Origin of the sequence: Azospirillum cavernae (assembly GCF_003590795.1) — a bacterium.
GTDB classification, from domain to species: Bacteria; Pseudomonadota; Alphaproteobacteria; order Azospirillales; family Azospirillaceae; genus Azospirillum; species Azospirillum cavernae.
Map to the genome: position 1 here is coordinate 1,636,786 of NZ_QYUL01000002.1, position 24,699 is coordinate 1,661,484.

The 24,699-nt window shown below is 64.9% G+C and carries 21 protein-coding genes; 7 read left to right on the top strand and 14 right to left on the bottom strand.

Annotated features, from left to right (window positions below; genetic code table 11):
* Nucleotides 1-51: 51 nt before the first annotated feature.
* The 3 genes from D3877_RS19210 to D3877_RS19220 all read left to right on the top strand — a co-directional run bounded on the left by D3877_RS19210 (nt 52) and on the right by D3877_RS19220 (nt 7,589).
* Entirely contained in the window at nt 52-4,545 is a 4,494-nt protein-coding gene (locus D3877_RS19210; RefSeq protein ID WP_199720839.1) for a LamG-like jellyroll fold domain-containing protein, read from the top strand.
* 342 nt (nt 4,546-4,887) lie between these two features.
* On the top strand, nt 4,888-6,078 hold the full coding sequence (locus D3877_RS29530; RefSeq protein ID WP_199720840.1) for a collagen-like domain-containing protein: 1,191 nt from the start codon (nt 4,888-4,890) through the stop codon (nt 6,076-6,078).
* The gene (locus D3877_RS19220; protein ID WP_119832271.1) at nt 6,075-7,589 is read left to right on the top strand and encodes a DUF7483 domain-containing protein; all 1,515 of its coding nucleotides are present in this window, start codon (nt 6,075-6,077) and stop codon (nt 7,587-7,589) included. The genes D3877_RS29530 and D3877_RS19220 overlap by 4 nt, the downstream gene beginning before the upstream one ends.
* Before the next feature lie 108 nt (nt 7,590-7,697).
* Here D3877_RS19220 and D3877_RS19225 read toward each other — a convergent pair whose 3' ends face one another.
* Nucleotides 7,698-8,156: a MaoC family dehydratase gene (locus D3877_RS19225; protein ID WP_119832272.1), complete on the bottom strand. Its 459-nt coding sequence runs from the start codon at nt 8,154-8,156 to the stop codon at nt 7,698-7,700.
* A gap of 128 nt (nt 8,157-8,284) precedes the next feature.
* Between D3877_RS19225 and D3877_RS19230 the strand changes: the two genes are divergently transcribed.
* Nucleotides 8,285-8,887: a TetR/AcrR family transcriptional regulator gene (locus D3877_RS19230; RefSeq protein ID WP_238474965.1), complete on the top strand. Its 603-nt coding sequence runs from the start codon at nt 8,285-8,287 to the stop codon at nt 8,885-8,887.
* Between the two features lie 19 nt (nt 8,888-8,906).
* Here D3877_RS19230 and D3877_RS19235 read toward each other — a convergent pair whose 3' ends face one another.
* The 8 genes from D3877_RS19235 to D3877_RS19270 all read right to left on the bottom strand — a co-directional run bounded on the left by D3877_RS19235 (nt 8,907) and on the right by D3877_RS19270 (nt 18,070).
* Nucleotides 8,907-9,119 (bottom strand): DUF1153 domain-containing protein, encoded by a 213-nt coding sequence (locus tag D3877_RS19235; protein ID WP_476561133.1) that lies wholly within the window; start codon nt 9,117-9,119, stop codon nt 8,907-8,909.
* 340 nt (nt 9,120-9,459) lie between these two features.
* Nucleotides 9,460-10,770, bottom strand: a complete 1,311-nt coding sequence (locus D3877_RS19240) for an ABC transporter ATP-binding protein (protein WP_119832274.1) — start codon at nt 10,768-10,770, stop codon at nt 9,460-9,462.
* A gap of 16 nt (nt 10,771-10,786) precedes the next feature.
* Nucleotides 10,787-12,544 (bottom strand): ABC transporter permease, encoded by a 1,758-nt coding sequence (locus D3877_RS19245; RefSeq protein ID WP_119832557.1) that lies wholly within the window; start codon nt 12,542-12,544, stop codon nt 10,787-10,789.
* A 589-nt stretch (nt 12,545-13,133) separates the two neighbouring features.
* Nucleotides 13,134-13,865 carry a flagellar hook assembly protein FlgD gene (locus D3877_RS19250; protein ID WP_119832275.1) on the bottom strand — a complete coding sequence of 244 codons (732 nt, stop codon included), beginning with the start codon at nt 13,863-13,865 and terminating at the stop codon, nt 13,134-13,136.
* A 63-nt stretch (nt 13,866-13,928) separates the two neighbouring features.
* On the bottom strand, nt 13,929-15,743 hold the full coding sequence (locus D3877_RS19255) for a flagellar hook-length control protein FliK (RefSeq protein ID WP_119832276.1): 1,815 nt from the start codon (nt 15,741-15,743) through the stop codon (nt 13,929-13,931).
* A gap of 302 nt (nt 15,744-16,045) precedes the next feature.
* Nucleotides 16,046-16,558: a flagellar basal-body protein gene (locus tag D3877_RS19260; RefSeq protein ID WP_119832277.1), complete on the bottom strand. Its 513-nt coding sequence runs from the start codon at nt 16,556-16,558 to the stop codon at nt 16,046-16,048.
* A complete protein-coding gene (locus tag D3877_RS19265; RefSeq protein WP_238474966.1) occupies nt 16,551-16,931 on the bottom strand; it encodes a rod-binding protein in 381 nt (126 codons plus the stop codon). Before D3877_RS19265 ends, D3877_RS19260 begins: the two co-directional genes overlap by 8 nt.
* The gene (locus tag D3877_RS19270) at nt 16,928-18,070 is read right to left on the bottom strand and encodes a flagellar basal body P-ring protein FlgI (protein WP_119832279.1); all 1,143 of its coding nucleotides are present in this window, start codon (nt 18,068-18,070) and stop codon (nt 16,928-16,930) included. Before D3877_RS19270 ends, D3877_RS19265 begins: the two co-directional genes overlap by 4 nt.
* A gap of 231 nt (nt 18,071-18,301) precedes the next feature.
* Here D3877_RS19270 and D3877_RS19275 point away from each other — a divergent pair, with 231 nt between their 5' ends.
* Nucleotides 18,302-18,727: a flagellar assembly protein FliX gene (locus D3877_RS19275; RefSeq protein WP_119832280.1), complete on the top strand. Its 426-nt coding sequence runs from the start codon at nt 18,302-18,304 to the stop codon at nt 18,725-18,727.
* A 259-nt stretch (nt 18,728-18,986) separates the two neighbouring features.
* Entirely contained in the window at nt 18,987-19,406 is a 420-nt protein-coding gene (gene dksA / locus D3877_RS19280) for an RNA polymerase-binding protein DksA (RefSeq protein WP_119832281.1), read from the top strand.
* Nucleotides 19,407-19,494: 88 nt separating this feature from the next.
* Here dksA and D3877_RS19285 read toward each other — a convergent pair whose 3' ends face one another.
* From D3877_RS19285 to flgF, 5 genes are all read right to left on the bottom strand, one after another.
* Entirely contained in the window at nt 19,495-20,292 is a 798-nt protein-coding gene (locus D3877_RS19285; protein WP_119832282.1) for a C1 family peptidase, read from the bottom strand.
* Between the two features lie 257 nt (nt 20,293-20,549).
* Nucleotides 20,550-21,323, bottom strand: a complete 774-nt coding sequence (flgH, locus tag D3877_RS19290) for a flagellar basal body L-ring protein FlgH (protein WP_119832283.1) — start codon at nt 21,321-21,323, stop codon at nt 20,550-20,552.
* A 13-nt stretch (nt 21,324-21,336) separates the two neighbouring features.
* Nucleotides 21,337-22,077 (bottom strand): flagellar basal body P-ring formation chaperone FlgA, encoded by a 741-nt coding sequence (gene flgA / locus D3877_RS19295; protein ID WP_119832284.1) that lies wholly within the window; start codon nt 22,075-22,077, stop codon nt 21,337-21,339.
* A 39-nt stretch (nt 22,078-22,116) separates the two neighbouring features.
* Nucleotides 22,117-22,902, bottom strand: a complete 786-nt coding sequence (gene flgG / locus D3877_RS19300; protein WP_119832285.1) for a flagellar basal-body rod protein FlgG — start codon at nt 22,900-22,902, stop codon at nt 22,117-22,119.
* Between the two features lie 30 nt (nt 22,903-22,932).
* The gene (gene flgF / locus D3877_RS19305; protein WP_119832286.1) at nt 22,933-23,655 is read right to left on the bottom strand and encodes a flagellar basal-body rod protein FlgF; all 723 of its coding nucleotides are present in this window, start codon (nt 23,653-23,655) and stop codon (nt 22,933-22,935) included.
* Nucleotides 23,656-24,164: 509 nt separating this feature from the next.
* Between flgF and D3877_RS19310 the strand changes: the two genes are divergently transcribed.
* The gene (locus tag D3877_RS19310) at nt 24,165-24,692 is read left to right on the top strand and encodes a flagellar basal body-associated FliL family protein (protein WP_119832287.1); all 528 of its coding nucleotides are present in this window, start codon (nt 24,165-24,167) and stop codon (nt 24,690-24,692) included.
* The last annotated feature ends 7 nt before the right edge of the window (nt 24,693-24,699 follow it).

The following is a 24,699-nucleotide window of genomic DNA, read 5'->3' on the forward strand; positions in this document are numbered from 1 at the left end:
GCGCCGCTGTCGCGCGCCGTCGCAGGCTTCCCATGTCCCAAGGAGATTTCTGTGAGCAACAACGGCATTACTTTGGTTGGCCTGCCTGTGGCGGCCAACGGCCTGCTCAGCGCCCGGTCCTCGGTCAGCACCGTCGCCATTGGCGCGGGCGTCAAGCTGCTGATGGTCGACACCGGCAAGGGCTTTGAACCCTCCATGTGGGTGGTCGCCAGCGACGCCGCCAACCCGGCCAACTCCATGGCCGGTTCGGTGGTCGATTACAACCCGTCGAGCGGCGCTCTGACCATCCAGGTGGTCGATGCGCGCGGCGGCGGCACGCCCGCGTCCTGGATGATCGCCGTCAGCGGCCAGACCGGCCTGACCGGCCCGCAGGGAATCCAGGGCGAGGTTGGTCCGCAAGGCCCGCAAGGCGTCATCGGCCCGGTTGGTCCGCAGGGCGACAAGGGCGACACAGGGGTGCAGGGTCCGGTTGGCCTGACGGGTCCGCAAGGTCCGCAGGGCGTCCAGGGTCCTCAGGGTGACAAGGGCGACACCGGGGCGCAGGGTCCGGTTGGCGCGACGGGTGCGGAAGGTCCGCAGGGCGTCCAGGGTCCGCAGGGCGACAAGGGCGACACTGGGGCGCAGGGTCCGATTGGCGCGACGGGTCCGCAAGGCCCGCAGGGCGTCCAGGGTCCGCCGGGCGACCAGGGCGACACCGGGGCGCAGGGTCCGATTGGTCTGACGGGTCCGCAAGGTCCGCAGGGCGTCCAGGGTCCGCAGGGCGACAAGGGCGACACTGGGGCGCAGGGTCCGGTTGGTCTGACGGGCGCGGAAGGTCCACAGGGTGTCCAGGGTCCGGTCGGCGCCACGGGTCCGCAGGGGCCGGGGGTGGTCTGGGCCGGGAATTCCGGCGGCGTCGCCAACGCGCCGACTCTGACGCCGACCCCGGCCTTGAGCGGCCTGACCGGCAACCCTTCCTATGAGTTCATCGCCACGGTCAGCAACAGCGGCCCCGTCACCCTGAACGTGTCGGGGACCGGCGCGGTCGCTCTGCGCAAGGCGAACGGCGCGGTGCTGAGCGGCGGCGAACTCCAGGCCGGGACGAAATACGCCGTCACCTATGACGGCGCCGTCTGGCGGCTGGCCGGTGGCGACGCGTCGGTTCTGCAAACCGCGCCGACCTATGCGGCGTCGGGCGCGACCACCACGGTGACGGGCGAATTGGTGCTGGCGGCCTACGAACAGATCGCCGGTCAGACCTTCAACCTCAATTACAACACGCGCGCCAATTACGCCGAGCAGGACGCCGCGAACGGCACCGACGCGACCGGCGGCGCCTTTGCCCTGCACAACGTCGCGGGCGGGACGGTTGACGCCAACACCAAGCTGCTGATCCACGCCGACAGCCCGAACGGCTCGACCGAGATCATCGACGAACGCGGCATCACCCCATTCGGGACGCACTGCGCCTATTTCGATGGGACGGCGTATTTCAAGGTTCCGTCCAGCAACAAGGTGGCGTTTGGGGCGACCCAGAATTTCACGGTTGAACTCTGGATGAACACGCCGACGCTTGCCGACGCCATTCCTTTCGATGCAAGAAACTCTGGTTCCGAGGTGGGGCCGGCTATTACGATCACCGCCAACGGAGCGATCTCTTTCCGCTTCGCTTCGGCGCCCGCCGTTTTTTCGGCTGCTGGGGTGATCGTCGCCGGAGCGTGGCATCATATGGCTCTGGTCCGCAATGGAACGCTCATCAGCCTCTATGTGAATGGCGTGTCGGTCGCCTCAACGACGACCGCCTACACGGTGGCGAATGGTCCGATGTTGATCGGTGCGGCGTGGGACCTGACGAACAAATTCACGGGTTGGATCGACCAACTTCGCGTGTCCAACACCGCGCGTTACACGGCGGGTTTCATGGTTCCGACCGCTGAGTTCGTGACGGACGCCAACACGGTCCATCTGTTCCAGTTCAACGACGGCCACGGCAGTCAGTTCATCCGTGACAGCAGCAAGTCTGGACATGAAATGGCCGTTTCTGGCGCGTCGTCTCTGACAAATGCGCGGGCCAAATTTGGAGCCACATCGCTCAATTGCACGGGCGGCGGCGCTCCCGGTGGCGGCGTCATTGTCGCGAACTCAAAATCCCACGCGGATTTCAATATGGGGAGTGATGATTTCTCCGTAGATTTGTGGTTTTACGCCACGAATTTTGCCAATGCCGCATTGTTTTCGTACGGAAACACGGCGGTAAATTATTACCTTGGCGTTGAGATCACCAGTGGCGGCGGCGTTACGGTTGCCGCCTCGACGAACAACACGTCATGGAATGTCTCGGATCCAAGTGTCTCGCGGGCGACCTACGCGCTGAACACATGGACGCACATCGCGATGACTCGCAGTGGTTCCAATCTGCATCTGTTCGTCAACGGGGTTCTTGCCGTCACGTTCTCGGGTGTGACGGGAAGCCTGTTCAACGGGACCACGGCATGCTTCAATATTGCCCGCTATTCTGGTTCAAGCACCTTCGTCGGTCAAATGGACGAATTCCGCATCAAGCGCGGCCAAGCGGCCTGGATCTCCAACTTCACTCCGTCGGCCAGCCCTTACGAGACCGACGACGCGACCATCCTGCTGTGCCATTTCGACGGCGCCGACGGCGACGTGGTGACGTTGGACAGCAGCGAGAGCAGCTATGGGACCAACGCCTTTGGCGATACGACGAACCCGGCGCTGACCTTTGCCGGATCGGCGGCGCTGGACACGACCTACACCCGTGGCGGCAACAGCACGTCCTTGAAGCTGAACGGTTCGAGCCAATACGCCAGCGTTTCGTTCGCCACGCCAAGCGCCGGACACCCGATTTATTTCGGGATTGGGGAACAATACTGCATCGAAGCATGGGTGTATGTCTCTTCGTTCACCGGAATCCCTGTTGTGTTTAACATTGTTGGTGCGAGCAATGGGACCGAGGGAAACCCACATCTTTGGTACGATACAATCAGAAGTTCTTGGATTTATGCCGTCAACACGTCGGCAACCACTGTCGCGCAGTCTGCCACCACTACTGCTACCGGCTGGGTTCATCTCGCTGTTGTTCGTGATGGGCGCGGATATGTGGTTTACGTCAATGGTGTTGGTTCTGCTCCAGCCAATCCTACAACCAACATCTCGTATACAAGCGAATCCTACAATCTCTTCATCGGTGCCTATCACGGGTCTTTAAATTACCTCAACGGCGCCATCGACTCTTTCCGCATCACCCACGGCAAGCCTCGCTACACCGCCAATTTCACGCCCGGCAATTTGACGCAGGATGACGACACGGCGCTGTTGTGGGTGTTCAACGGCGCGCCGGGGCAGAAATGGGTGAAGGAACTCAGCAAGAACACGGCGTTGATCCAGAGCGTGAACGCGCGCACGGTGAAGGATGGCGTTTACATTCCGGCGCCGGGCAACGGTCTTTCCATATCAACGGCGCAATTCGCTTTTGGTTCTGGATCGCTGGCGGCCAACGGATCGGCCCAGTATCTGGACATTCCGTCCGCGACCGTCGCCTCGGCGTTCACCGGGAACTTCACCGTTGACTTCAAGGTCCGCTTCGCCTCGCTGGGGGGAGGCAATCACGTCAGCATGGTGACGAAAGGCTCAACGAGCCTGGCAAACATGACCATCCAGATCCAGACGATTCCAACAAGCAACGCGTTCCGCTTCACCCTTTACAACACGTCGGGGACCCCTGTTTCCGCTGTGAGCGCCACCACAGCGGTGGTCAACACATGGTATCATGTCGCCGCTGTTTTGAACGGCGGCGCCATGCTTCTGTTCATCAACGGGGTCTTGGAAGGGACGACGCCCATGAGCGGCGTTGTGGGCGCAAACGCCAATCCATTGACCGTCGGAAGTTTTTGGAACGGGTCTGAGCGTTCTGAGTTCTTCAACGGCTACATCGACGAACTGCGCGTCTCCAACACCGCCCGCTGGACCGCCAATTTCACGCCGTCGACTGGTCCCTATTCCAGTGAGCAAAATTACGTCACCGGCCCCTATTGGGTCGCGACCAAGCCGGGGGCTTCGGCGCTGGATCTGTCGGCCTTCTCCAGCATTGACGGCGCGGCCTTCTCCGGCGCGACGCCGCCGGGCACCACGCTGAGGTTCCTGGCCTCGTTCGACGGTTACGCCTCGCCCTTGGCGCGGTGGAACGGTTCGGCCTGGGTGTCGTCGGGCTACGCCATGACCTGGGACGGCTCGACCTTGACCACCACCGCCACGGCGGCGCAGTTGAACGGGGTGGGCAACAGTTGGGCGGAGCTTCAGGCCGGTCTGCTGGCGTGGAGCGACGTGATGGGCGGCACGGTGAACATCGTCGCGGTGCTGAGCACGTCGAATCCGTCCTTCACCCCGTCGCTCGACAACATCGCGGTGACGATGGACGAGTATGTGATGATGACGCCCGGCGTCGATTACAGCGTCCGCCGCAAAAAGTCGGCTGGCGCGCAGACCCTGACCCTGACGCGGGTCAAGAGCGGCGGCGCCAACCAGGTGGTGGCCTACATCCCCTAACCCTGGCTGAACCCTTCGCGGATTGAAAACAAGGCCGGTGGGCGCGCGACGCGTCCATCGGCCTTTGTTCTGTTCCGCAAAAGGGGCAGACGAAACCTGCGTGTCCAGGTTGGCGCGGGTTTTTTCAAAAACCCCGTGCCGCCGCCGCAAATAAAGAATATAATCCCATTATTGCGAGTGTCGAAGGCTCCAAAACCTTCGGCACTTGCAACGAAGCGGCTGAATCGGGCGACGGAACCGATCTGTGGCCCGCCACATCCCCCCATTTTTTCGATGAAACGGCCTTCCAGTCGGCGCCTTCGCGCGCCGCCGCAGAGGGGCCATGTTCAAAAGGAGAGAACAGTGAGCAAGAACGCAATTACGCTGCTTGGTCTGCCGGTGAAGGTCAATGGCCTGCTCAGCTCCGAGTCCGCGACCCATACGGTGGCGATCGGCGTCGGCACCAAGGCTCTGGTGATCGACACGGAAATGGGCTTTGAGCCGTCGATGTGGGTGCTTGCCACCGACGCGGCCAACCCGGCCAACGCGATGGCGGGCATCGTGGTCGATTACAACCCCTTGAGCGGCGCCCTGACCTTCGACGTGATGGAGACCTATGGCGGCGGAACCCCGTCCGCGTGGCATGTCGTCCTCAGCGGCCCAACCGGCATCACCGGCCAGCAGGGCGTGAAGGGCGACACCGGCGCGCAGGGGCCGATTGGTCCGACGGGCGCTCAGGGTCCTCAGGGCTTGCAGGGCGACACTGGCGCGCAGGGGCCGATTGGTCTGACGGGCGTTCAGGGTCCTCAGGGCGTTCAGGGTGACAAGGGCGACACCGGCGCGCAGGGGCCGATTGGTCTGACGGGCGCTCAAGGTCCTCAGGGTGTTCAGGGCGACAAGGGCGACACCGGCGCGCAGGGGCCGATTGGTCTGACGGGCGCTCAGGGTCCTCAGGGCGTTCAGGGCGACACCGGCGCGCAGGGTTCGATTGGTCTGACGGGCGCCGAAGGCCCACAGGGCGTTCAGGGGCCGACGGGACTGCAAGGGCCGGTTGGGCCGAGTGGGACGACCGATTGGGCGGGCATCACCAACAAGCCCACGACCTTCACCCCATCGGTCCACACCCACACGGTGTCGGACACGACCGGCCTGCAAGAGGCTCTGGACGGCAAAGCGTCGCTGGCGGGCAACCAGTTCACCGGCGATCAGAATCTGGGCGGCAACGCGGCCTACAACGGCGCGTTGAAGGCGGTGACGCCGTCCTTGAACACCAGCCTCACCCCCAACGAACTGACGGTGGATTTCCGCACCGGCCATCAGGCGACCCACAGCGTCACCGGCGACCGCAAGATCATTCCGGTTTTCCCGGCCAATGGCGGCGTCGGCATCCTCGACCTGACCAACGCGGGCGGCTACGCCATCACGTTTTCGGCGGGCAAGAAAACGGCGGGCGGCGCGGCGCTGTCCCTCACCACGTCGGGTCTTGATCGGTTGATCTTCATCGGCACGGACGCGAACTATGAAGTCATCCTGCGCAAGGACATCAAGGCATGATGCAGATTGACATGATCCTTTCGCAGGTGACGGGGTCCGATGCGCGGGGCCTTGTCATCCCGACGGCGTGGAATCCCTTGGACAAGGGATCCGATGTCACGCTGTCGAATGCGAATTTAACGGTCAACACGACCAATGGCCCGTATGACGCGAGTTGCTACGTCAGATCCGTCGCTTCGGTTTCTGCCAGCACGGCTACAGGGTATTACTGGGAAGTGCGTTGCAATGACGCCACAAACAGTGAAACCTTCGGCGTCGCCACGTCGGCTTGGGCTGGCGCTCACAGCGGAAGCGGATTCTGGGGCGCTCGCCGCACCATCGGTTCCGAGATCTACCGATGTGGCAGCGGGATCAGCATCGACAATGTGGCGTCGGCGGTCAAGCAAGTCGGTGATGTCTATCAGTTCGCCTTGAAGAACGGTTGTCTTCATGTCGGGTTGAACGGGGTCTGGATTGGCGCAAGCGATCCAGTGGCAAACACGGCTCCTCTCTGGTCTGGGATCACAGGCAGCGTGTATGCGGCGGTCACGGACCATGACAACTCGAGCAGCACGAATGTGACGGCCAACTTCGGCGCTTCGGCGTTCGTTTACCCGATTCCGACGGGATACACCGCAGGCTTTGGCGTCTTGCAGGGGGTTTTCGCGACGACCCTCTACACCGGCAACGGCAGCGCGCAGAATATCCTGAACGGTGTGGATTTGCTGGGAAGCGGTGGCCTTGTCGTGACCAAGGCCCGCAGCAACGCGGCCAACGCGTCTGTGTGGATCGACACGGCGCGCGGTGGATCAAGCACCCTGTTCAGCAATTCGCAGAGTGCGGCCGCGACTGACGGCGCAGCCATCACTGGGTTCACGGGTGATGGGTACAGCGTCGGCGGCGCGTCGAGCCTCAACGCGGCGAGCGACAGCTTGGTGAGTTGGGCGTTCCGTCAGTCGCCGCGCTTCTTCAAGCCGGTGGTGGTGAACCACACGAACGGCACGGCGTCTGTGGTTGATTTGTCGTCCCTTGGCACGGTCGGCATGACGATCACAAAAACAACGACCAAGACAAACCACTGGTGGGTCAATCATCGGAGTTTCCCGGCGACGGGTTTTGCGAGCTTGGACACCAGCGGCGGGGTTCAGGCCGGCGACACCTGGACTTTGGGGGCCAACTCCCTCACCATCTCGGCGGACTCGGAGACCCAAACCTACATCGTCTACGCCTTCGGGCATGACGTTGCGGAGGATGGTCAAATCCAATGTGGCGTCTACACCGAAGGCTCGTCGGATGTGAATGTCGCGCTTGGGTGGCCGGCTCAGTTCGTGTTGACAAAGCCGAAAGACGCTTCCGGAAATTGGTGGGTTGTGGACACCGCGCGTGGCTTTGACAAAGGCTTGCGGCTGAACACGACGGATGCTGATGTGTCAGCGGCCTACTACGCTCAGCACAGCAATGGCTTTACGGCCAAGGCTGGGAATTTCGGCGCCAACACGCAGATTGTCTATATGGCGATCCGCGCTTCGTGATGACTGTCTCTTGTGAAGCCTCAGGGCATCACAAGGACGGAAGAAAGGCCGATGGGCGCGCGACGCGTCCATCGGCTTTTTTCGTGATTGATGGTCAGAACGCAGGGGTCAAACCCGCACTGCCAGACTGGCGCGGGTCGGCGCCAGCAGGTTGGCGACCAGGGTTTGCACCACCTCGTCTTTTTGATTCAGCGTGACGATCCGCACGCGGGCCACGCCGTTTTCGGGGCGTTTGGCCGACAACCGGGTCTCCAGAATCTCGCCCTCGATCCGCAACTGGTCGCCGGGGCGGGTTGGTTTTGGCCAGGTGACGGTGTCCACCCCCATGCCGATGTAGCCGCCGGCCAGCTTGGCGTCGCTGGTGACGATCATCCGCATCGTCAGGCTGGCGGTGTGCCAGCCGCTGGCCGCCAAGCCGCCGAACAGGGTGGCTTTCGCCGCCGCCGGGTCCAGATGGAAGGGCTGGGGATCGAACTGACCGGCGAAGCCGATGATCTCCTCCTCGCTGACGGTCAGCGGTCCGCCGGTGAAGCGGTCCCCCACGCTCAGATCGTCGAAATAGCGCATCCCCCTGGTTCCTTTCGGCGCGGTTGGCGGTTATGGTGGAGACCGTTCTGTCTCATAAGCGCAGGATAGAGACAGGTCTGTATCATTGTCAATCCACCGATTCCGGGGGATGGTCAAACGGGTGGGGCATGGACGAGAAGACGCCGAGGATGGCGGAACCGCGCAAATCAGCGCGCGAGCGCATTTTGGACGCGGCGGCGGAGCTGTTTTACCGCGAGGGCATCCGCGCGGTCGGCATCGACACCGTCATCGCCCAATCCGGCGTCGCCAAGATGAGCCTCTACCGCAATTTCGCGTCCAAGGATGATCTGGTCTGCGCCTATCTGGAACGCAGCGCGCAGGCGCACGCCCGTTGGTGGGACCGGATGGCGGCGCGCCATCCCGACGATCCGAAAGGGCTGTTGAAGGGGCTGTTCGTCGCGCTCAGCCATTGGATCGCCCACCCGGAGTTTCAGGGCTGCCCCTTCACCAACGCGGCGGCGGAATTGCGCGACCCGGCCAACCCGGCGCGCGCGCTGGCTCTGGCGCAAAAGCGGGCGGTGCGCGAACGGTTGCGCGCGCTGGCGGCGGCGGCGGGGGCGGCGGACCCCGACCGTCTGGCCGCGCATCTTCAGGTGTTGATGGAGGGGGCCTATTCGGCGGGGCAAACGCTGGGCGTCGATGGCGACGTCGGCGCGGTGGCGTCGGCGGCGGCGGCGCTGATTGACGCGGCCTGCGGCGAGAGCGCCTGACCCGTCGGGATGGCGCTGTTTACTCGGCGGCGTCGATGCGCGAGCGATCCGGCAACGGACCGTCACGGTAATCTTGCAGCCGAGTCGCGCGCAGGCCGCGCATGCCGTGGCTGTCGATCAGACGCTGCCAGGACAGAAACTCTTCCACCGACAGGGTGTAGCGGCGGCAGGCTTCTTCCAGACTGATAAGACCGGATCGCACCCCGGTGACGACCTCCGCCTTGCGGCGCATCACCCAACGCTTGGTGTTGGGGGGGGAAGATCATTTTCCGTCATGGGGTGCCCCTCTGGACCAACAACCGTCGACCCGACGGTCGCATCCTGGCCAATTTCGAGGCCGCGATCACCGGAGGCGTGTTCGATGAGTGTCATGCGCGGACGCTCCAACCCAAACTGTGCGTTCCACAATTTCGAACCGTCACTTTAGGGGTAGGCGCTTAACAAATGCCTAAACGATACGGTTAACGAATTGCTGCGCGAAACAGGCTTGCGCGACCTCGGCAAGGAACATGCGTACGAACGAAATCGGAAGGCGCACGGGTCGCGCGCCCTCCAACCCGTGGCTTTCTGGTCTATTCGGCGTCCTCGAAGCCGAAGCTTTCGCTTTCGTCGTCGTAGGTGAACAGCTCGGCGTAGCGCGCCCAACTGGTCACGGCCCGCAGGGTTTCTTCGGCGTAGCCGTCGCTCATGTGGGCGGTCAGTTCCTCAAGGACATGGTCGGCGGGCAGCCGGTGGTTGGGGGCCTGTTTGAGGGCGGCGTGAATGTGCGCGGCCAGCGGCACGCGCAGGACCAGATGTTCGGCGAACAGGCGTTTGCGCTCCTCCACCCCGGATTCGGCGAACAGGCGGCCCGGTTCGGTCAGGTGGATGTCGCCCTCCGCCACCTCGGCGAAACCCAGCGTTTGCAGGGCCTCGGCGATCGGGAACAGATCGTCGATTTCGTGCTGGAAGGCCGAGGCGAGGTGCGGCAGGTCGGCCTTGCCGTGATAGGCCGGGGAGGCCAGAGTTTCCAGCAACCCGGCCAGCAGGTTGGTGGACACCTGCACCATTGGTTCGGCGTGCGCCGGAGGCCGCTTGGCGGTGGGGGACGCCAGCGGCGGCAGCGGCTTGCGCGCGGTCATCAGGCCATAGATGTCATCGACCAGCGCGCGGAAATCCGGTTCCAGCCGGTTGCGCGGGTGGGGCAGCTCGACCCGGATTTCCGCCGCTACCCGCCCGGGGTTGGAGGAGAAAACCAGGATGCGGTCGCACATCAGCACCGCCTCTTCGATGTTGTGCGTCACCATCAGGATCGACTTGATCGGCAAGCGCCGCTCCATCCACAGATCGAGCAGGTCGGTGCGCAGCGTTTCCGCCGTCAGCACGTCCAGCGCGGAAAATGGTTCGTCCATCAGCAGGATTTCCGGGTGGACGACCAGCGCGCGGGCGAAGCCGACGCGCTGGCGCATGCCGCCGGACAGCTCTTTTGGGTAAGCCGATTCAAAGCCGGACAGGCCGATCAAATCGATGGCCTCCTCGGCCCGCGCCTCGGCCTCTTTGGTCGGAACGCCCTTGGCCTTCAGCCCGGCCATGACATTTTCCCAGACGGTCAGCCAGGGAAACAGGGCGAAGGTCTGGAAGACCATCGCCACCCCGTCGGTCGGGCCGCTGACCGGCTCGCCATGGTGGCGGACATCGCCGGAGGTCGGGCGAACCAGCCCGGCGACGATGCGCAGCAGAGTGGATTTGCCCGAGCCGGAGCGCCCGAGCAGCCCGACGATCTCGCCGTCCTTCAGGGTCAGATTGACGTCGTCGAGGACCACGTAATCCTGCCCCGACGGTTTCGGGTAGGCCTGACGGACGCCGTTCAGCTCGAAAATGGTGGTGTTGACGGTGTTCAGCATGACGATGTCCCTCTTCTCAGGCGAGGCGCAGGCGGCGTTCGGCGAAGGCGTACAGCGGACGCCACAGCAGACGGTTGAACAGGGTGACAAGCAGCGCCATCACGGCGATGCCCAGCACGATGCGGGGGTAATCGCCCTCGGCGGTGGCTTGCGCGATGTAGCTGCCCAGCCCATGGGCGGTGAGCGTGGTGTCGCCCCAGCGGACGGCCTCGGCGACGATGCTGGCGTTCCACGACCCGCCTGACGCGGTGACGGCGCCGGTGACGTAATAGGGGAACACGCCGGGCAGCATCACGTCGCGCCACCATTGCCAACCCCGGATGCGGAAATTGGCGACGGCCTCCTTCAGATCGCTGGGGAAGGCGGCGGCTCCGGCGATGACGTTGAACAGGATGTACCATTGGGTGCCCAGGATCATCAGCGGGCTGAGCCAGACGTCCGGGTTCAGGTCGAAACGGACGATCAGCACGACGGCGACCGGAAACAGCAGATTGGCCGGAAAGGCGGCGAGGAACTGGGCGGCGGGCTGCACCGCTTCGGCCAGCCGGGGCCGCAGCCCGATCAGGATGCCCAGCGGCACCCAGATCAGCGACGCCACCGCGATCAAAACCATCACCCGCAGCAGCGTCGCCCCGCCCAGCAGGAACGCGAGGCCGACGTCGCTCCAATCCGCGCCGGAGGCGATGAAGGACACCATCGACCAGCCACAATACAGGCCGACGACCGCCAGCGCGGCGTACCAGGCGCCATCCACCCACCGCGCCGGAACGCGGTCCAACCAGCGGGTCAACGGGCGGGCGGCCGTCCCGACCTTCAAAGCGCGGGGAAGGGTCAACCGCCACCAGATCGCCCGTCCGATCAGCGCGTCGAGCGGGGCGAAGAGGGCGCGGAAGAAACGGGTGCGCTGGTACAGGTCGAGCAGCCAGGATTCGGGCGACTCCTGCGACCCGGTCAACTCGACGCGGAACTTGGCGGCCCAGGCGACCAAGGGGCGGAACAGCAGTTGGTCATAGGCCAGAATGACCAGCAGCATCGCCAGCACCGCCCAGCCGACGGCGTCCAACCGCTGTTGGGCGATGGCCTCGGCCAGATAGGAACCGACGCCGGGCAGGGTGATGGTCTGGTCGCCCACGGTGATCGCTTCGGACGCGACGACGAAGAACCAGCCGCCGGACATCGACATCATCATGTTCCACACCAGACCGGGCGCGGCGTAGGGGGCTTCCAGCGCCCAGAAACGTTGCCAGCCGGAAAAGCCGAAACCGTCCGCCACCTCGTCCAGATCGCGCGGCACGGTGCGCAGCGACTGGTAAAAGCTGAAGGCCATGTTCCAGGCTTGGCTGGTGAAGATGGCGAAGATGGCGGCGCATTCCGCGCCCATCACGCTGCCGGGAAACAGCGCCAGAAAGAAGACGACGGTGAAGGAGATGTAGCCCAGCACCGGCACCGATTGGAGCACGTCCAGCACCGGAATCAGCAGCATCCCCGCCCGGCGGCTTTTCGCCGCCAGCGTGGCGTAGGTGAAGGTGAAGACCAGCGACGCCGCCATCGCCGCCAGCATCCGCAAGGTCGAACGCAGGGCGTAATCCGGCAGCATCCAGGGATCGAGAACCACCGGCGCGGTGGCGATGCTGTCCAGCGGGGCCGCCATCTGGCGCCCGCCGATGGCGATCAGCGCCAGCAGGCCGATGACCAGCGGCAAAGCCAGAACGTCCCAACGGTTGGGGGTGGCGTCGGCGGCCTTGACCGAGACGCTTGTGTGTATCCAAACCATGACAAATCCATCCCGCGACTCCCCCATCCGGGGATTCGCTTGGCAAAGCGCGGCGAAGGCGGTCCCCGCGTGGGAACCGCTTTACGGAATGTGAGGATGAATCAGCGACTTCGCGGAGTCGGTTCGCGCGACGCGCCGCGCAGCCCGGTGCGGAAACGCAGCGGGCGCACGGGGAATCGGATGGTGAGTAAAAGAGTCACCAAGGTCCACCTGCGTTCGGTTCGGCGACAACGCCAACCGGGGTGGACCTGTCGGCAGGTCAGCCCAGAATCAGCGCCGTCGAAATGTTGGGTCGAGGTCGACTACTGGGGCTGTCCATCTCTTGCCTTTTCGGGTGGGGCGTGGCCGCGCTCATCGCGAACACACGCGCGCCAACCGACGATGCGGTGACGTTGGTTTCCGTCTACTCCCGAGCCATGGCCCGGTCAAGGCGCGCGTGCGGGGTTTGCGGAAGGTGAAACAGATTTCACGAAGACTGGCGCGGCGCGGGCGCGACGGCCCGTTTTCGGTCCCGAAAACGACGATGGCGGCGCCCGGACCGTGGTTGCGGGAGCCGCCATCGCAGGGTGGGAATGGAAGGGCTGAAGGCTCAATACACCGTGGTGATGCTGGACAGCGGCACTTCGGCGCTGTTGATGCTCAGCACGGTTTCGCCATTCTTGTCGTTGCCGATGCCCGACACCACGCCGAAGGTGTAGGTGGTGGCCTTGATCGTCGCGTCTTTTTGCGCGCTGGTCGGGGCGACGTTGATCTTGTAGACGCCAGGCTGCACCGCGTTGCCGCTGTCGTCCTTGAAGTCCCAATTCACGAGATGCTTGGTTCCCGCCGCCGTCTCGCCGACCATCGAGCGGACGGTGCGGCCCTGCGCATCCTGGATGTCGACGCGCACCGACTTGGCGGCGGTCTCCAACTCATAGGCCAGCGGCGCCTGGGTCATGCCCTGGGTGTATTGGAAGGCCTCGCCCTTGAAGGCCACCGTGCGGTTGAGATAGGCGAGGTTGGTCGAGGCGGTGCTCGACCCTTGCAGCTTCAGCAATTTGTCCAGGCGGCTGTTGGTGCCGATGTTCTGCTCGACGTTGGCGAACTCGACCAACTGCTTGGTCATGTCGTTCGTGTCCATCGGCTTCAACGGATCCTGGTTTTTCATCTGCGTGGTCAGCATGGTCAGAAAGGTCTGGAAATTGTCGCCCAAACCCTTGGTGGCGCTGGCCGTCTTCGCCTCATCGGTGGTGGGGGTGTTGCTGGTGACGGTCTTCGAGCCGGTGGACTTGGTGCCCGACGCGGTGCCGAACTGGTTGATGGTCAGGTCGCTGGTGGCCATGGCGGATGTCCTTGCAGGCTCGAAAGGCCGGTTGAGGCCGAATGGGGAAGAGAAGGCGCTGGCTTAGGCCCGAATGTCCAGTCGGCCATCGCCGACCGTCACGGTGTAGGCGGCGGATTGGCCGGGATCGGCCTCGTCACCCGCTCCGCCCCGCAGGCCGCGCCCGCGTTTTCCCGATCCATTGCCGTTGCCGTCCCCCTGGGATTGGTTGCCGTCCCCCCGCAGGCTGAAATTCAGGCTGTTGGAGTCGGTTTGCAGACCAGCGTCTTGCAAGGCGCGTTCCAAACCACGGCTGTCGCGTTGCAACAGCTCCAGGGTCTGAGCCTTTTCCACCGCGACCATCGCGCTGACCCGGCCATCGGCGCCGATGTCCAGCTTGATGTCGATGCGGCCCAATTCGGCGGGGTGCAGGTTGATGGTGAATTGATCGACGTCGGCGGCGACGTTTTTCTTGATGTGAACGGCGACCTGATCGGGAACGCCCAGCGGCGTTCCGGCTGTGCCGCGCGAGGGGCGCAGATTGGCCGTCGCTTGAGTCATGTCGATCTGGGCGGCGGCGCGCGGCGCTTCCATGGCGGCCAAAGCGGCGTGCGTATGGGCGGCGGTTCCCGTGTGGGCGCTGGCCGTCTCGGTCATCGCGGCGGCGGCGGTCGCGCTGGTCAGCGCGCCGACGGCCTGGCTGTCCGCCGTGCTTTTCAAGGCCTCCAGGCCGGGTGGCGGCGGCGGCGCCTTGAGCATGGCGGTTTGCGGTTGGCCATCGTTCTTGCCGGTTCCGGCGTCGCCGCCCGTTGCCTTGCCGTCCGCCTTGTCGCCCATCTTTGCCTTGGCGGAGGCGATCAGGTCGGCAAAGCTGGTCGGGATGGCGCTGCCGTCATCGCTGGGCAACGCCTGGGTGGCGGCGTCGCCATCCGACGCCGCGCCATCGGCCAAGAGTTTGGCCGGGTCGAGCGGAGTCTCGCCCGCGCTGGCCGTCGCGTCCTTGCCTTGCCCGTTCGGGTCGGTCCCGGCGCTGGGAGCGGCGGCGGTTTGACCGGCGGTCGCCGCCGCTTGCTGCGCCTGGGCCAGACGGGCGGCCAATTGCGCCGCCGGGTCGGTTCCCGCCGCGTTCGCCGCGCCGCCTTGCGCGGCGGCGCCGGTGGCCGTGGCCGTGGCCGTGGCGTCCGCGTCGGTCTTCGGGGCGGTTTGCTGGGTGGCGAGGCCGCTCAGTTGCAAGCTGGCCAGCAGGGTGTCGCTGGTCGGGGTGACGATTTCAACGACGGTTTCGGTGATGGTCAGCGTCGCGTCGATCACCGTGGTCGTGTCGGACGGGGCCGCGTCGGCGGCCTGACCATTGGACGCGGGGTCGCCATCGGCCCCGCCGGTCGTGTCCTCCTCGGTCGCGGCGACGGTCGCGCCCTTCTCAGTGGCGACGTCATCGGCGTTGACGGCGTCCGCCGTGGTCTTGTCGGCGCTGGGCGCGGCGGCGCCGTCCTTGGCGGCGGGTTTGTCGGTCTTTGCGGCGGCGGCTTTGCGCGGCGGCGCGTCGTCCTTGGCGCGCACCTTGTCCTTGGCGTCGTCGCGCGGGGCGGGCTTCGCCTCGGCGGTCTCGCTGCGGGCGGGAGGCGGCTCGGGCTTCTCGGTCTGGCGTGGCGGCGGCGTGGAGTCAAGGCGCGGGCGCTCGGCGCGCACCGGCGCCGATTGCCGCTTGGCCTCGGCCCGGGCGTCCTGCGCCTCTTTGGCGTCGTCCTTGGCCTGGGCGCGCTTGCGGTCGATGGAGTCGCTTGTCATGCGGTCCATCATCTTGGAAAAGGCGTCGTCCTTGGTCCCGGTCCCTTGCGTTTGGGACTGTGACAGCCCCTCGAACAGGGAGGCGGCGGAGATGTTGGATTGGATTTCCATGGGACGATCCCTCAAGACGGCTGGACGCATTGGATCAATGCAACAGGCGGGCCAACAGAAAGACGGGCGGGCGGCGCGGAAAACAGACGGGTTGGGTCGGTGGGCCGGACGGTGGTGGTGGGCAGGTCGGCAGTTCCGGCCTGACGATCGGCAAAATTCGCCGGGTGGCGGCGCCTCTTGCCGCCAGCCGCCAGCGCGGCCCAACGGCGATCCTCAAGGAAAAAAGGGCCGCCCGTTGCGGAGCGGCCCCCGAAAGCGTTCGGGAAGTTCAGATGGAGGACGTCACGACGCGCGGGCGCGCGTCAAAGCCGGGTGTTGAGAGTCGCCGAAGCGCGCGAGCCGCTGGGCGGCGGGGTGTAGCCGCGCCCGCCGCCCATATGCGCGGCGTAGGCGGTGGTCGGGGCCTTTTGCGCCTTGGTGACGGCGCCGACCACGGTGTCGACGATGATCTTTTGCGCGATGCCCCCCAGACGCAGCGCTTCGGCGTTTTCCGCCGAGGCGGCGTACAGCGCGGTCGCGGCCTCTTTCAGCGAGGCCTTCAACTCGTCGGGCAAGTTGCGCATGCCCTCACGGTCAACCCGCAGGGTGCGGGAGATGTCTTCATAAACCAGCGACATCGGCTGTTTGTCCTTGGCGAACTGCGCCAATTCGCTGGTCGGGCGCCGCGCCTGGACGGCGGCGGTTTCCTGTTGCAGCAGGCTGGTCATGCGGGCCATCAGCGTGACCAGCACGGTCGCGCGTTCCAGCGCGTTCTTCGGCAGGTTGGACGGCGGGGCCTTGGCGGGCTGGGGGAAACGGACGTCGACCTTATCCATGGCTGGCCTCCTGGGCGCGAAGAAGCTCGTGGTAAACTTGGTTGGCGATGCCGAAACCGCCGCGCTGGGTCATCTGTTTGCCGAACTGCTCGATCAGCATCGGTTTGAACATTTCCTCGCCGCGTCCGCCGCCGAAGGTCTCGTCGGTGCCGATGCCGTCGAACATGTGGCCGAGCATCTGGGAGACGAACACGTTCTCGAACTCGTTGGCGGATTTGCGGATCTGGGCAAGCTTTGCCGGGGCGATTTTGGCCTCCAGATCGGAAACCTTGGCCTCGGTGCGGACGCCGAACCCCTCGGCCTTGGCCCGTTCGATCAGCGTCGGCAGGCGCGGCGCGGCGGCGGTCGGAAGGGCGGGGGTCAGGTCCATCATATCACCTCGATCTCGGCTTGCAGGGCGCCGGCGGCCTTGATCGACTGAAGAATGGCGATCATGTCCCGTGGTCCCACACCCAGAGCATTCAAGGATTGTACCAACTCCTGCAACGTCACCCCGGAATTCATCACGGCGAGGCGATTGTTGGATTGTTCATCCACCTGGATATCGGTGCGCGGCACCACGGCGGTCTGTCCCTGGCTGAAGGGGCCGGGCTGGCTGACCTGCGGAGTCTCGGTGATGCGGATGGTCAGGTTGCCCTGGGCGATGGCGACGGTGGAGATGCGGACATTCTCGCCCATGACGATGACGCCGGATTTCTCATCGACGACGACGCGGGCGACTTGATCGGGGGTGACGCGGAGTTGCTCGATCTCGGTGATGAGGCCGACGACGTCGCCGCGCCGGGCTTCGGGCACCGTCAGCAGCACCGACGACGGGTCGGTCGCCTGGGCGCGGTTGCCGCGAAGCTGGATGTTGATGGCGGTGGCGACCCGCTGGGCCGTGGTGAAGTCCGGGTTGCGCAGCGACAGGCGCAGAACCGGCAGTTCGGCCAGCGAAAATTGGATCTCGCGCTCGACGATGGCGCCGGAGGAGATGCGCCCGGCGGTCGGCACGCCGCGCGTCACGCTGGCCCCCTGGCCCTGGGCCGAGAAGCCGGAGACGGCGATGGGGCCTTGCGCCACGGCGTAGACCTCGCCGTCGGCGCCCATCAACGGGGTGACGAGCAGGGTGCCGCCCAGCAGGCTTTTGCTGTCGCCCATCGCCGAGACGGTGACGTCGATCCGCGTGCCCTGCGCGGCGTAAGCCTGAAGCGTGCCCGTCACCATCACCGCCGCCACGTTCTTGGTGCGCATGTTGGTGCCGCGCGTGTTCACGCCCATCCGTTCCAGCATGCCGGTCAGGCTCTGTTCGGTGAAGGGCGAGTTGTTCAGGCTGTCGCCGGTGCCGTTCAGGCCGACGACCAGGCCGTAACCGATCAGCATGTTGTCACGAACGCCCTCGATATCGACGACATCCTTGATACGGGCCGAGGCGGCCTCCACCGGCGCGGCGGGCAGCGTCACCGCCAGCAGCAGGGCGACGGCGACAAGCGCGGCGGCGCGGCGGAGAAAGGCGAGGGGGGCGGATGTCATGACGCGGGCACTCCTGAACGGGCATGCTCACCTATGCAAGCCTAGTGCCAATGGGGCCGTTTCCGGGCTTTGTTCCAAGGGGGGCCGAAAAGGCGAGCGTTGGGGCGTTTTTGTCACGTTCAGGCGGCAATTTTTGCCCGATTGCGGCAAGGCTTGACCGGGTGTTAAGGTTGCCCCATCTAAGGTACGCGCGTTGGCCGCGTCCCCTTCTTGCAAACGGTCGCACGGATCATGAAAGTCGAAGGCACCGGCAAAACACGCGGCAGCGGTACGGTTCGCCGAACCGGCAAGGCTGACAGCACGTCCGGCGCCGCGTTCTCCAAGCAATTGGTCAGCGAGACCAACACCGCCCATGGCGTGTCCGCCACCGCGTCGATGAGCGGGGTCAGCGGCGTGCTGGCGTTGCAAGAGGTGGACGCCACCGACGACGCGACCGCGCGGGCCTCGCGCGGCAAGATGCGCGCGGAAGAGATGTTGGACAAGCTGGAGGAAATCCAGCACGGCCTTTTGTCCGGCACCCTGTCCAGCCAGAGGCTGGTGGAGTTGGCCAAGGTGGTGCAGTCCCGCCGCGCTCAGGTCGATGATCCTGACCTTGCCGAAATCCTCGACGAAATCGACCTCCGCGCTCAGGTCGAACTGGCCAAGCTGACCTCCTGATCCATATTTGTGGCATGTTGGCGGTTCGGGGTTTCCTGGAAGGCTCCGTCAGCGTCTCCGCGCCGTCCATTGGCGGGCCATTTGGCCCCACCAGCGGTGGGGAGGTTGGCGGGGTTGCCTGGAAAATGGTCACAATTCTTTTTTATTCCAAGGGCTTGTTTGGCTGTTGTCGGGGCCAACCATAGGGTTGCGGTCCCGGCCTCGCCTGCCTATACTCCGCGCCGCCCGGATCACCCCTTTTTGCGCTGGATGCTTTCGGATGACGTCGTCGCCGCTGCCTCAGAACTACTCCCCGTCGGAAGACGAGGAGTTCATGAACCCGACCATGGTGGAGTATTTCCGCCAGAAGCTGGTGCGTTGGCGCGCCGAGCTGCTGGCCGAATCCACCGAGACGTTGAACAGCCTCCAGGAAGGCGGGATCCAGGAACCGGACATCGCCGACCGCGCGTCGGCGGAAACCGACCGCGCCCTGGAACTGCGCACCCGCGACCGCGAACGCAAGTTGATCTCCAAGATCGACTCCGCGTTGGGCCGGATCGCCGATGGCAGCTTTGGCTATTGCGAGGAGACGGGGGACCCGATTTCGGTCCGCCGCCTCGACGCCCGCCCGATCGCGACGCTGAGCCTTGAGGCGCAGGAACGTCACGAACGGATGGAACGCACGCAGCGCGACGACTGACCGTCGTTCCGCGCGTCGGGTCAGAAGTCAGGAACACAGCGCGCGGGGGCGTCCTCCGCGCGCTGTTCCGCGTTTGGGACCATCCTGTTCAGACGATGATCCCGTAGCCTTCGCTGAAGCCCGCCTTGATGTAGTCGGCGCTGGCGTAGGCGAAGCCCTTGTCGCCCCACTTTTCGCTCCAACTGTTGCGGATGATGAAGGTGCCGTCGCGGCGATAGCCGACGACGCAGACCGCGTGTCCGCCGCCCGCCGTTTCGCGGCGGTAGCGTTCCAGTTCGCCGTCCGGCCCCGCGTTCATCCAGGCCGAATCGGTGGTCAAGCGGGTGATGATCGGCCCGTTGGTCGCCAGCCATTTGCGCCAGACCGTCAGATTGACGCCGAGATTGTGGTAGCTGCGAATCTTGAAGCGAGCCGCCTTGGCGTAGAAATCCTGCGCCGTCCCCTGCCACAGCGACCCGTGCAGCGGCAAATCGGCTTCCAGCGCGCAGCCATACTGCCGGGCGATGTCGAGCGCCCGCTTCACCTCGGTCCCTTCCTGTTCGATGAAGGTGGTGGGGTAGCTGGTCAGCGTGTCGGTTTCCTTGTCGGCCATCCAGATGAAGCGCGGCGACAGGTGGGTGTCGAAGCCGATGCCGCCCTTTTTGGTGAAGTGATAGCGCAGCAGCCCGTCCGCCGTGGCGAATCCAACGCAGGCGCCGGTCTGCCCCTGGTTGCTGATCGTCCAGGCGGGCGTGCGCAGATCGACCGAGTCCGGCAGCGCGCTGGAAGACAGCGCCTGCACCGTCCCAGCGTCCAGCGCCGCTTGCCAGGACCAGTCGCGCTGAGGATCGCGGGAGGGGATGCAGTTCAAAACATAGAAAGCGGATGGCTGTTGATCGATCATCATGTGCGTCCGTTGCGGTGGCGTGCCGTTATCAGGATTTTTTCCGAAAAAACTCCCTTGATGGTTGATTCGATTCGTCCGGCTGTAAAGGGGCTGTGGGGCGGCGGGGGGCAAGAAGAGGGAGGCACGCCTTTGGCGTCGGCAGGAACCGCCCCGGCAGAAGCCGCCGCCCGGCAAGATTGACCGGGCGCGAGCGGAACGACGAACAGGGGGCTGTTTCCAGCCCCCTTGCCCGTGACGGCGATCCGGGTGGTTCCCGATCAGAACGGCATGATGATGTCGTAGAGCTGCTGGCCGTAGCGCGGCTGCTGGACGTCGGTGATCTGGCCGCGCCCGCCGTAGGAGATGCGCGCCTCGGCGATCTTCTCGTAGCTGAGCGTGTTCTGGGCGGTGATGTCCTCGGGCCGGATCACGCCGGTGATTTGCAGGTCGCGCAGCTCGTAGTTCACGCGGACTTCCTGATGGCCCTGGATGACCAGATTGCCGTTCGGCAGGGTCTGCGTGACCAGCGCGGCGACCTTCAGCACGATCTTTTCGTTGCGGTCCACCGAGCCTTTGCCGTCGTTCGTGGTGTCGCTCGACAGATCGACCAGGCTGGAGGCCGAGGCGCCGGTCGGCAAAACCCGGTTCAGGGTGTCGGCTTGCAGGCCGAACAGGTTGGGCATGCCCGCCTTTTCGGTGTTGGCGCGCGACCGCTTGCTCTCGTTCGCCAGCTTGGCTTGATCGTCGATGGCGATGTTGATGGTCAGGATGTCGCCGACCTTGTTGGCGCGCTGGTCCTTGAAGAATGCCTTGGCCCCGGTCCGCCACAGCGAATTCGGGTTGCGCTCAGTCGGCAGCGGCGTCGGCATCGGCAGGCTGACCGGCTGATAGCCGACCTTGGCCTGGGGATCCTGGATTTGGCTCATTTCCGGGGCCTTGCCGATGTCGCCGATGCGCGAGGCGGCGTTGCAGGCGGTCAGCGACGCGGCGGCGGCGGCGATCAGAACCAGACGCAGGGCGGTCTTGGCGGCGGCGGTCTTGGTGGTCGTCATGGGAGATTTCTCCTTAGTTCGAGGCGATGCCGGGCTTTGCCACGGCGACCATGTTGGGGCCCGCCACCGTCGCTTCGACGATGCGGTTGGATTGGGTGTTCACGACGCGGATCACGTCGCCGCGACCACCGTCTTGCAGGGCCTTGCCCTGGGTGGTCAGCGACAGGGTGGCGGTCGACAGGGTGATGAGAACGATGGCGCCCTTGTCCACCATGCGCGGCGATTGCAAATCGCGCAGCCGGACGGGCTGGTTGGTGGACACGCCGCGCTTGGGCGTCATGCCGATGAGTTGGGCGTCGGTGGCGGCGGTGTCGCTGCTGGTCTGATCCGCGCGGATATCCTGCCAGTCGATGTCGCCGGGGCCGATCATGTCGCCGGGAACGACGCGGCGGACCAGCACCGGCACTTGGACCACGCCGAAGGCGCGGCCGGCGATGGGCAGGCGCACCACTGGGCGGGTGTTGGTCACGACGATTTCGGCGGCGAAACGACCCTGAACCGCGTTGTAGTAGAGGTTTTCCACCGCCAGGCTGCCGGCGCCCTGCGGGGCGCGCAGCTCGACGGCGCGGGCGTCCAACTCCAGTTGCAGGCGGCCCACCGTGATGACGCGGGACAGCGCGTCGGACAACGCCGCTTCCACATGCGGGACGCCGTAAACCACCGCAGGCGGCTCCAGCGCGACGGCGGTCGAGACGACGCCGGGGGCGGTCAGCAGAGCGGCGCCGAGGAGGAGGATCGACAGGCTGCGGGTCATGGCGGCGGTTCCTGGTGTCAGAGCGTTGGGGCGGCGGCGTTACTTCATCTGACCGGCTTGCTGCATCATCTCGTCCGTCGTCTTGATGATCTTGGAGTTCATCTCATACGCGCGCTGGGCGGTGATGAGGGTGGTGATCTCCTGCACCACATTGACGTTCGAGGTCTCCAGCGCGCCCTGGGTGACGCGGCCAAAGCCGGGGGCGCCGGGGTTGCCGGTCACGGACTGGCCCGAAGCGCCGGTTTCCAGGAACAGATTGTCGCCGATGGCTTCCAGACCGGCGGCGTTGGCGAAGGTGGCGAGCTGGAGCTGGCCGACATTCTGCGTGGCGGTCTGGCCGTCCAGCTTCACCAGAACCTCGCCCGACGGGTTGATCGCCACGTCGACGGCGTTGCTCGGGATGGTGATGTTGGGCTGCACCGGATAGCCGTCGGCGGTGACGATGACGCCCTCGGGCGACAGCTTGAAGTTGCCGGCGCGGGTGTAAGAGGTGTCGCCGCTGGGCATGGTGATCTGGAAATAGCCCGATCCGTTGATGGCGACGTCCAGCTTGTTGTCGGTGATGTTCAGGTTGCCCTGTTCCAGCACGCGAGCCACGGCGGCGACCCGGACGCCGGCGCCGATCTGCACGCCGGTCGGCACCACGGTGCCCGCATCCGACGAGGTGGAGCCGATGCGGCGGAAGTTTTGGTAGAGCAGATCCTGGAATTCGGCGCGCTGCTTCTTGAAGCCGGTCGTCGTCGAGTTGGCGATGTTGTTGGAGATGGTTTCGACGTTGAGCTGCTGGGCGATCATGCCGGTGGCGCCGATGGCGAGGCTGCGCATGGTGGTGTTCCTCTTCTTTGCTGGCGGCGTTTAGGCGGTGCGGCCCAGTTTGGTGATCATGTTGCGGATGCGATCACTCTCGTTCTCGATCATCTTCTGCGCCGACATGTAGCTGCGCTGGATCTCGATCATCTGGGTCATCTCCACAACAGGCTTCACGTTAGAACCTTCTAGCAATCCCTGTGCCACTTTCGTGTCGGCGGGGGCGGGCTGCGGCTCTTCATCGGTGACGTACAGACCAGAACCGACTTCGGTCATCAGCTGCTCGTTCTTGAAGGTGACGATGTTCAGCTTGCCCACCGGACCAAGCTCGGTGGAGACGGTGCCGTCGCCGCTGACCTTCACGTCGGACGTGCCAGCGGGCAGGGTGATCGGCTGGCCGTTGTCGGCGAGAACCGGCAACCCGCCGCCATCCACCATCTGGCGCTGATCGTTCATCTTGAAATTCCCGGACCGGGTGTATCGGGGGCCGCTGGCGGTGTCGACCGTGAAGTAACCATGGCCGGTCAGCGCCAAATCCATCGGATTGCCCGTCTGGGTCATGCCGCCAACCGACAAATCACGCACCACGGCGCGGTCCTGAACAAAGCTGACCTTCTCGTGCATGGCCGGCTTTTCCATGAACTCGGTGAACAGCATGCGCTGGTTTTTGTAGCCGGTCGTGTTCATGTTCGCGATGTTGTTCGACGTTACTTCAAGCTGCCGTTGCAGAGCCATTTGGCGCGACAGAGCGACGTAGATCGAATTTTCCATCTTGCGGCCTCATTCTTCACACGGGGTCAGGCGGAACCGTCCGACCGGCGAAAAGGGTATTGCAGGAGGCGTGCCAGTTTCCCCGACGCCCGGCGTTCCCTGGATTTTGGGCAAGGGGAGGGCGTTCCGGCCCGATGGGGCAAGGGGCGCCGGGCAGAATCTGCCGGGATGTGGCGAGTCTTGCCGGGTTGCGCCGGGCAAGATCATCCCGTTCCCGCTGAACGCCAAACGGCGTGCGGGTGGGGTGGCGGAGTCCGGGCGCGCCGAACCCAAGGCGTTGCGCCAGACCGAGCGTCGCGGGCGACGGATGGCGTGGCGGACCTGGAATCCGGGCGGCGCGGAGGTCCGGGCTGTCCCACTCAAAAATCATGCCGACTCGGGCGGCGGGCTGTGGAATCAGCGCTCTCGCCCCGCCGCGTCGGGCCGTTGAAAGGAGTTGTTAACTATCCCAACGCTACGTTCAGGGGGATTGCGGGACCGCCCCCGCGCGCGAACACGCTCAGGATTCCATGGCCGAACATGATGCCGGCGAGAGCGCGGCCGATGGCATGCCGCGCAAGAAATTCAGCGGCAAGAAATTGGTCCTCTTCGTCATTCTCCCGCTCGTGCTGCTGATCGGCGCCGGGGCGGGCGTCTTTTTCTCCGGCATGCTCGACAGCCTGCTTGGCAAGACGGAGGAGCACGCGGAGGAGGCGCACCCGGCGGAACCCGCCGCGCCCGACCCGCACGCCGCTCCGGTCTTCTACGACCTGCCGGACATGCTGGTGAATTTGAACAGCGCCGGGAAGCGTCCGGCCTTTTTGAAGATCAAGATTTCGATCCAGGTGTCAAAGCCGGAGGATGTTCCGGCGATCGAGCATGTGTTGCCGCGCATCATCGACAATTTTCAGGTTTACCTGCGCGAGCTTCGGTTGGAAGATCTGCGGGGGTCGGCGGGCATGTACCGCCTGCGTCAGGAACTGCTGTTGCGCATCACCGCCGCCGCGCATCCGGTGAAGGTGAAGGACGTGCTGTTCAAAGAGATGCTGGTCCAGTAGGGACCGT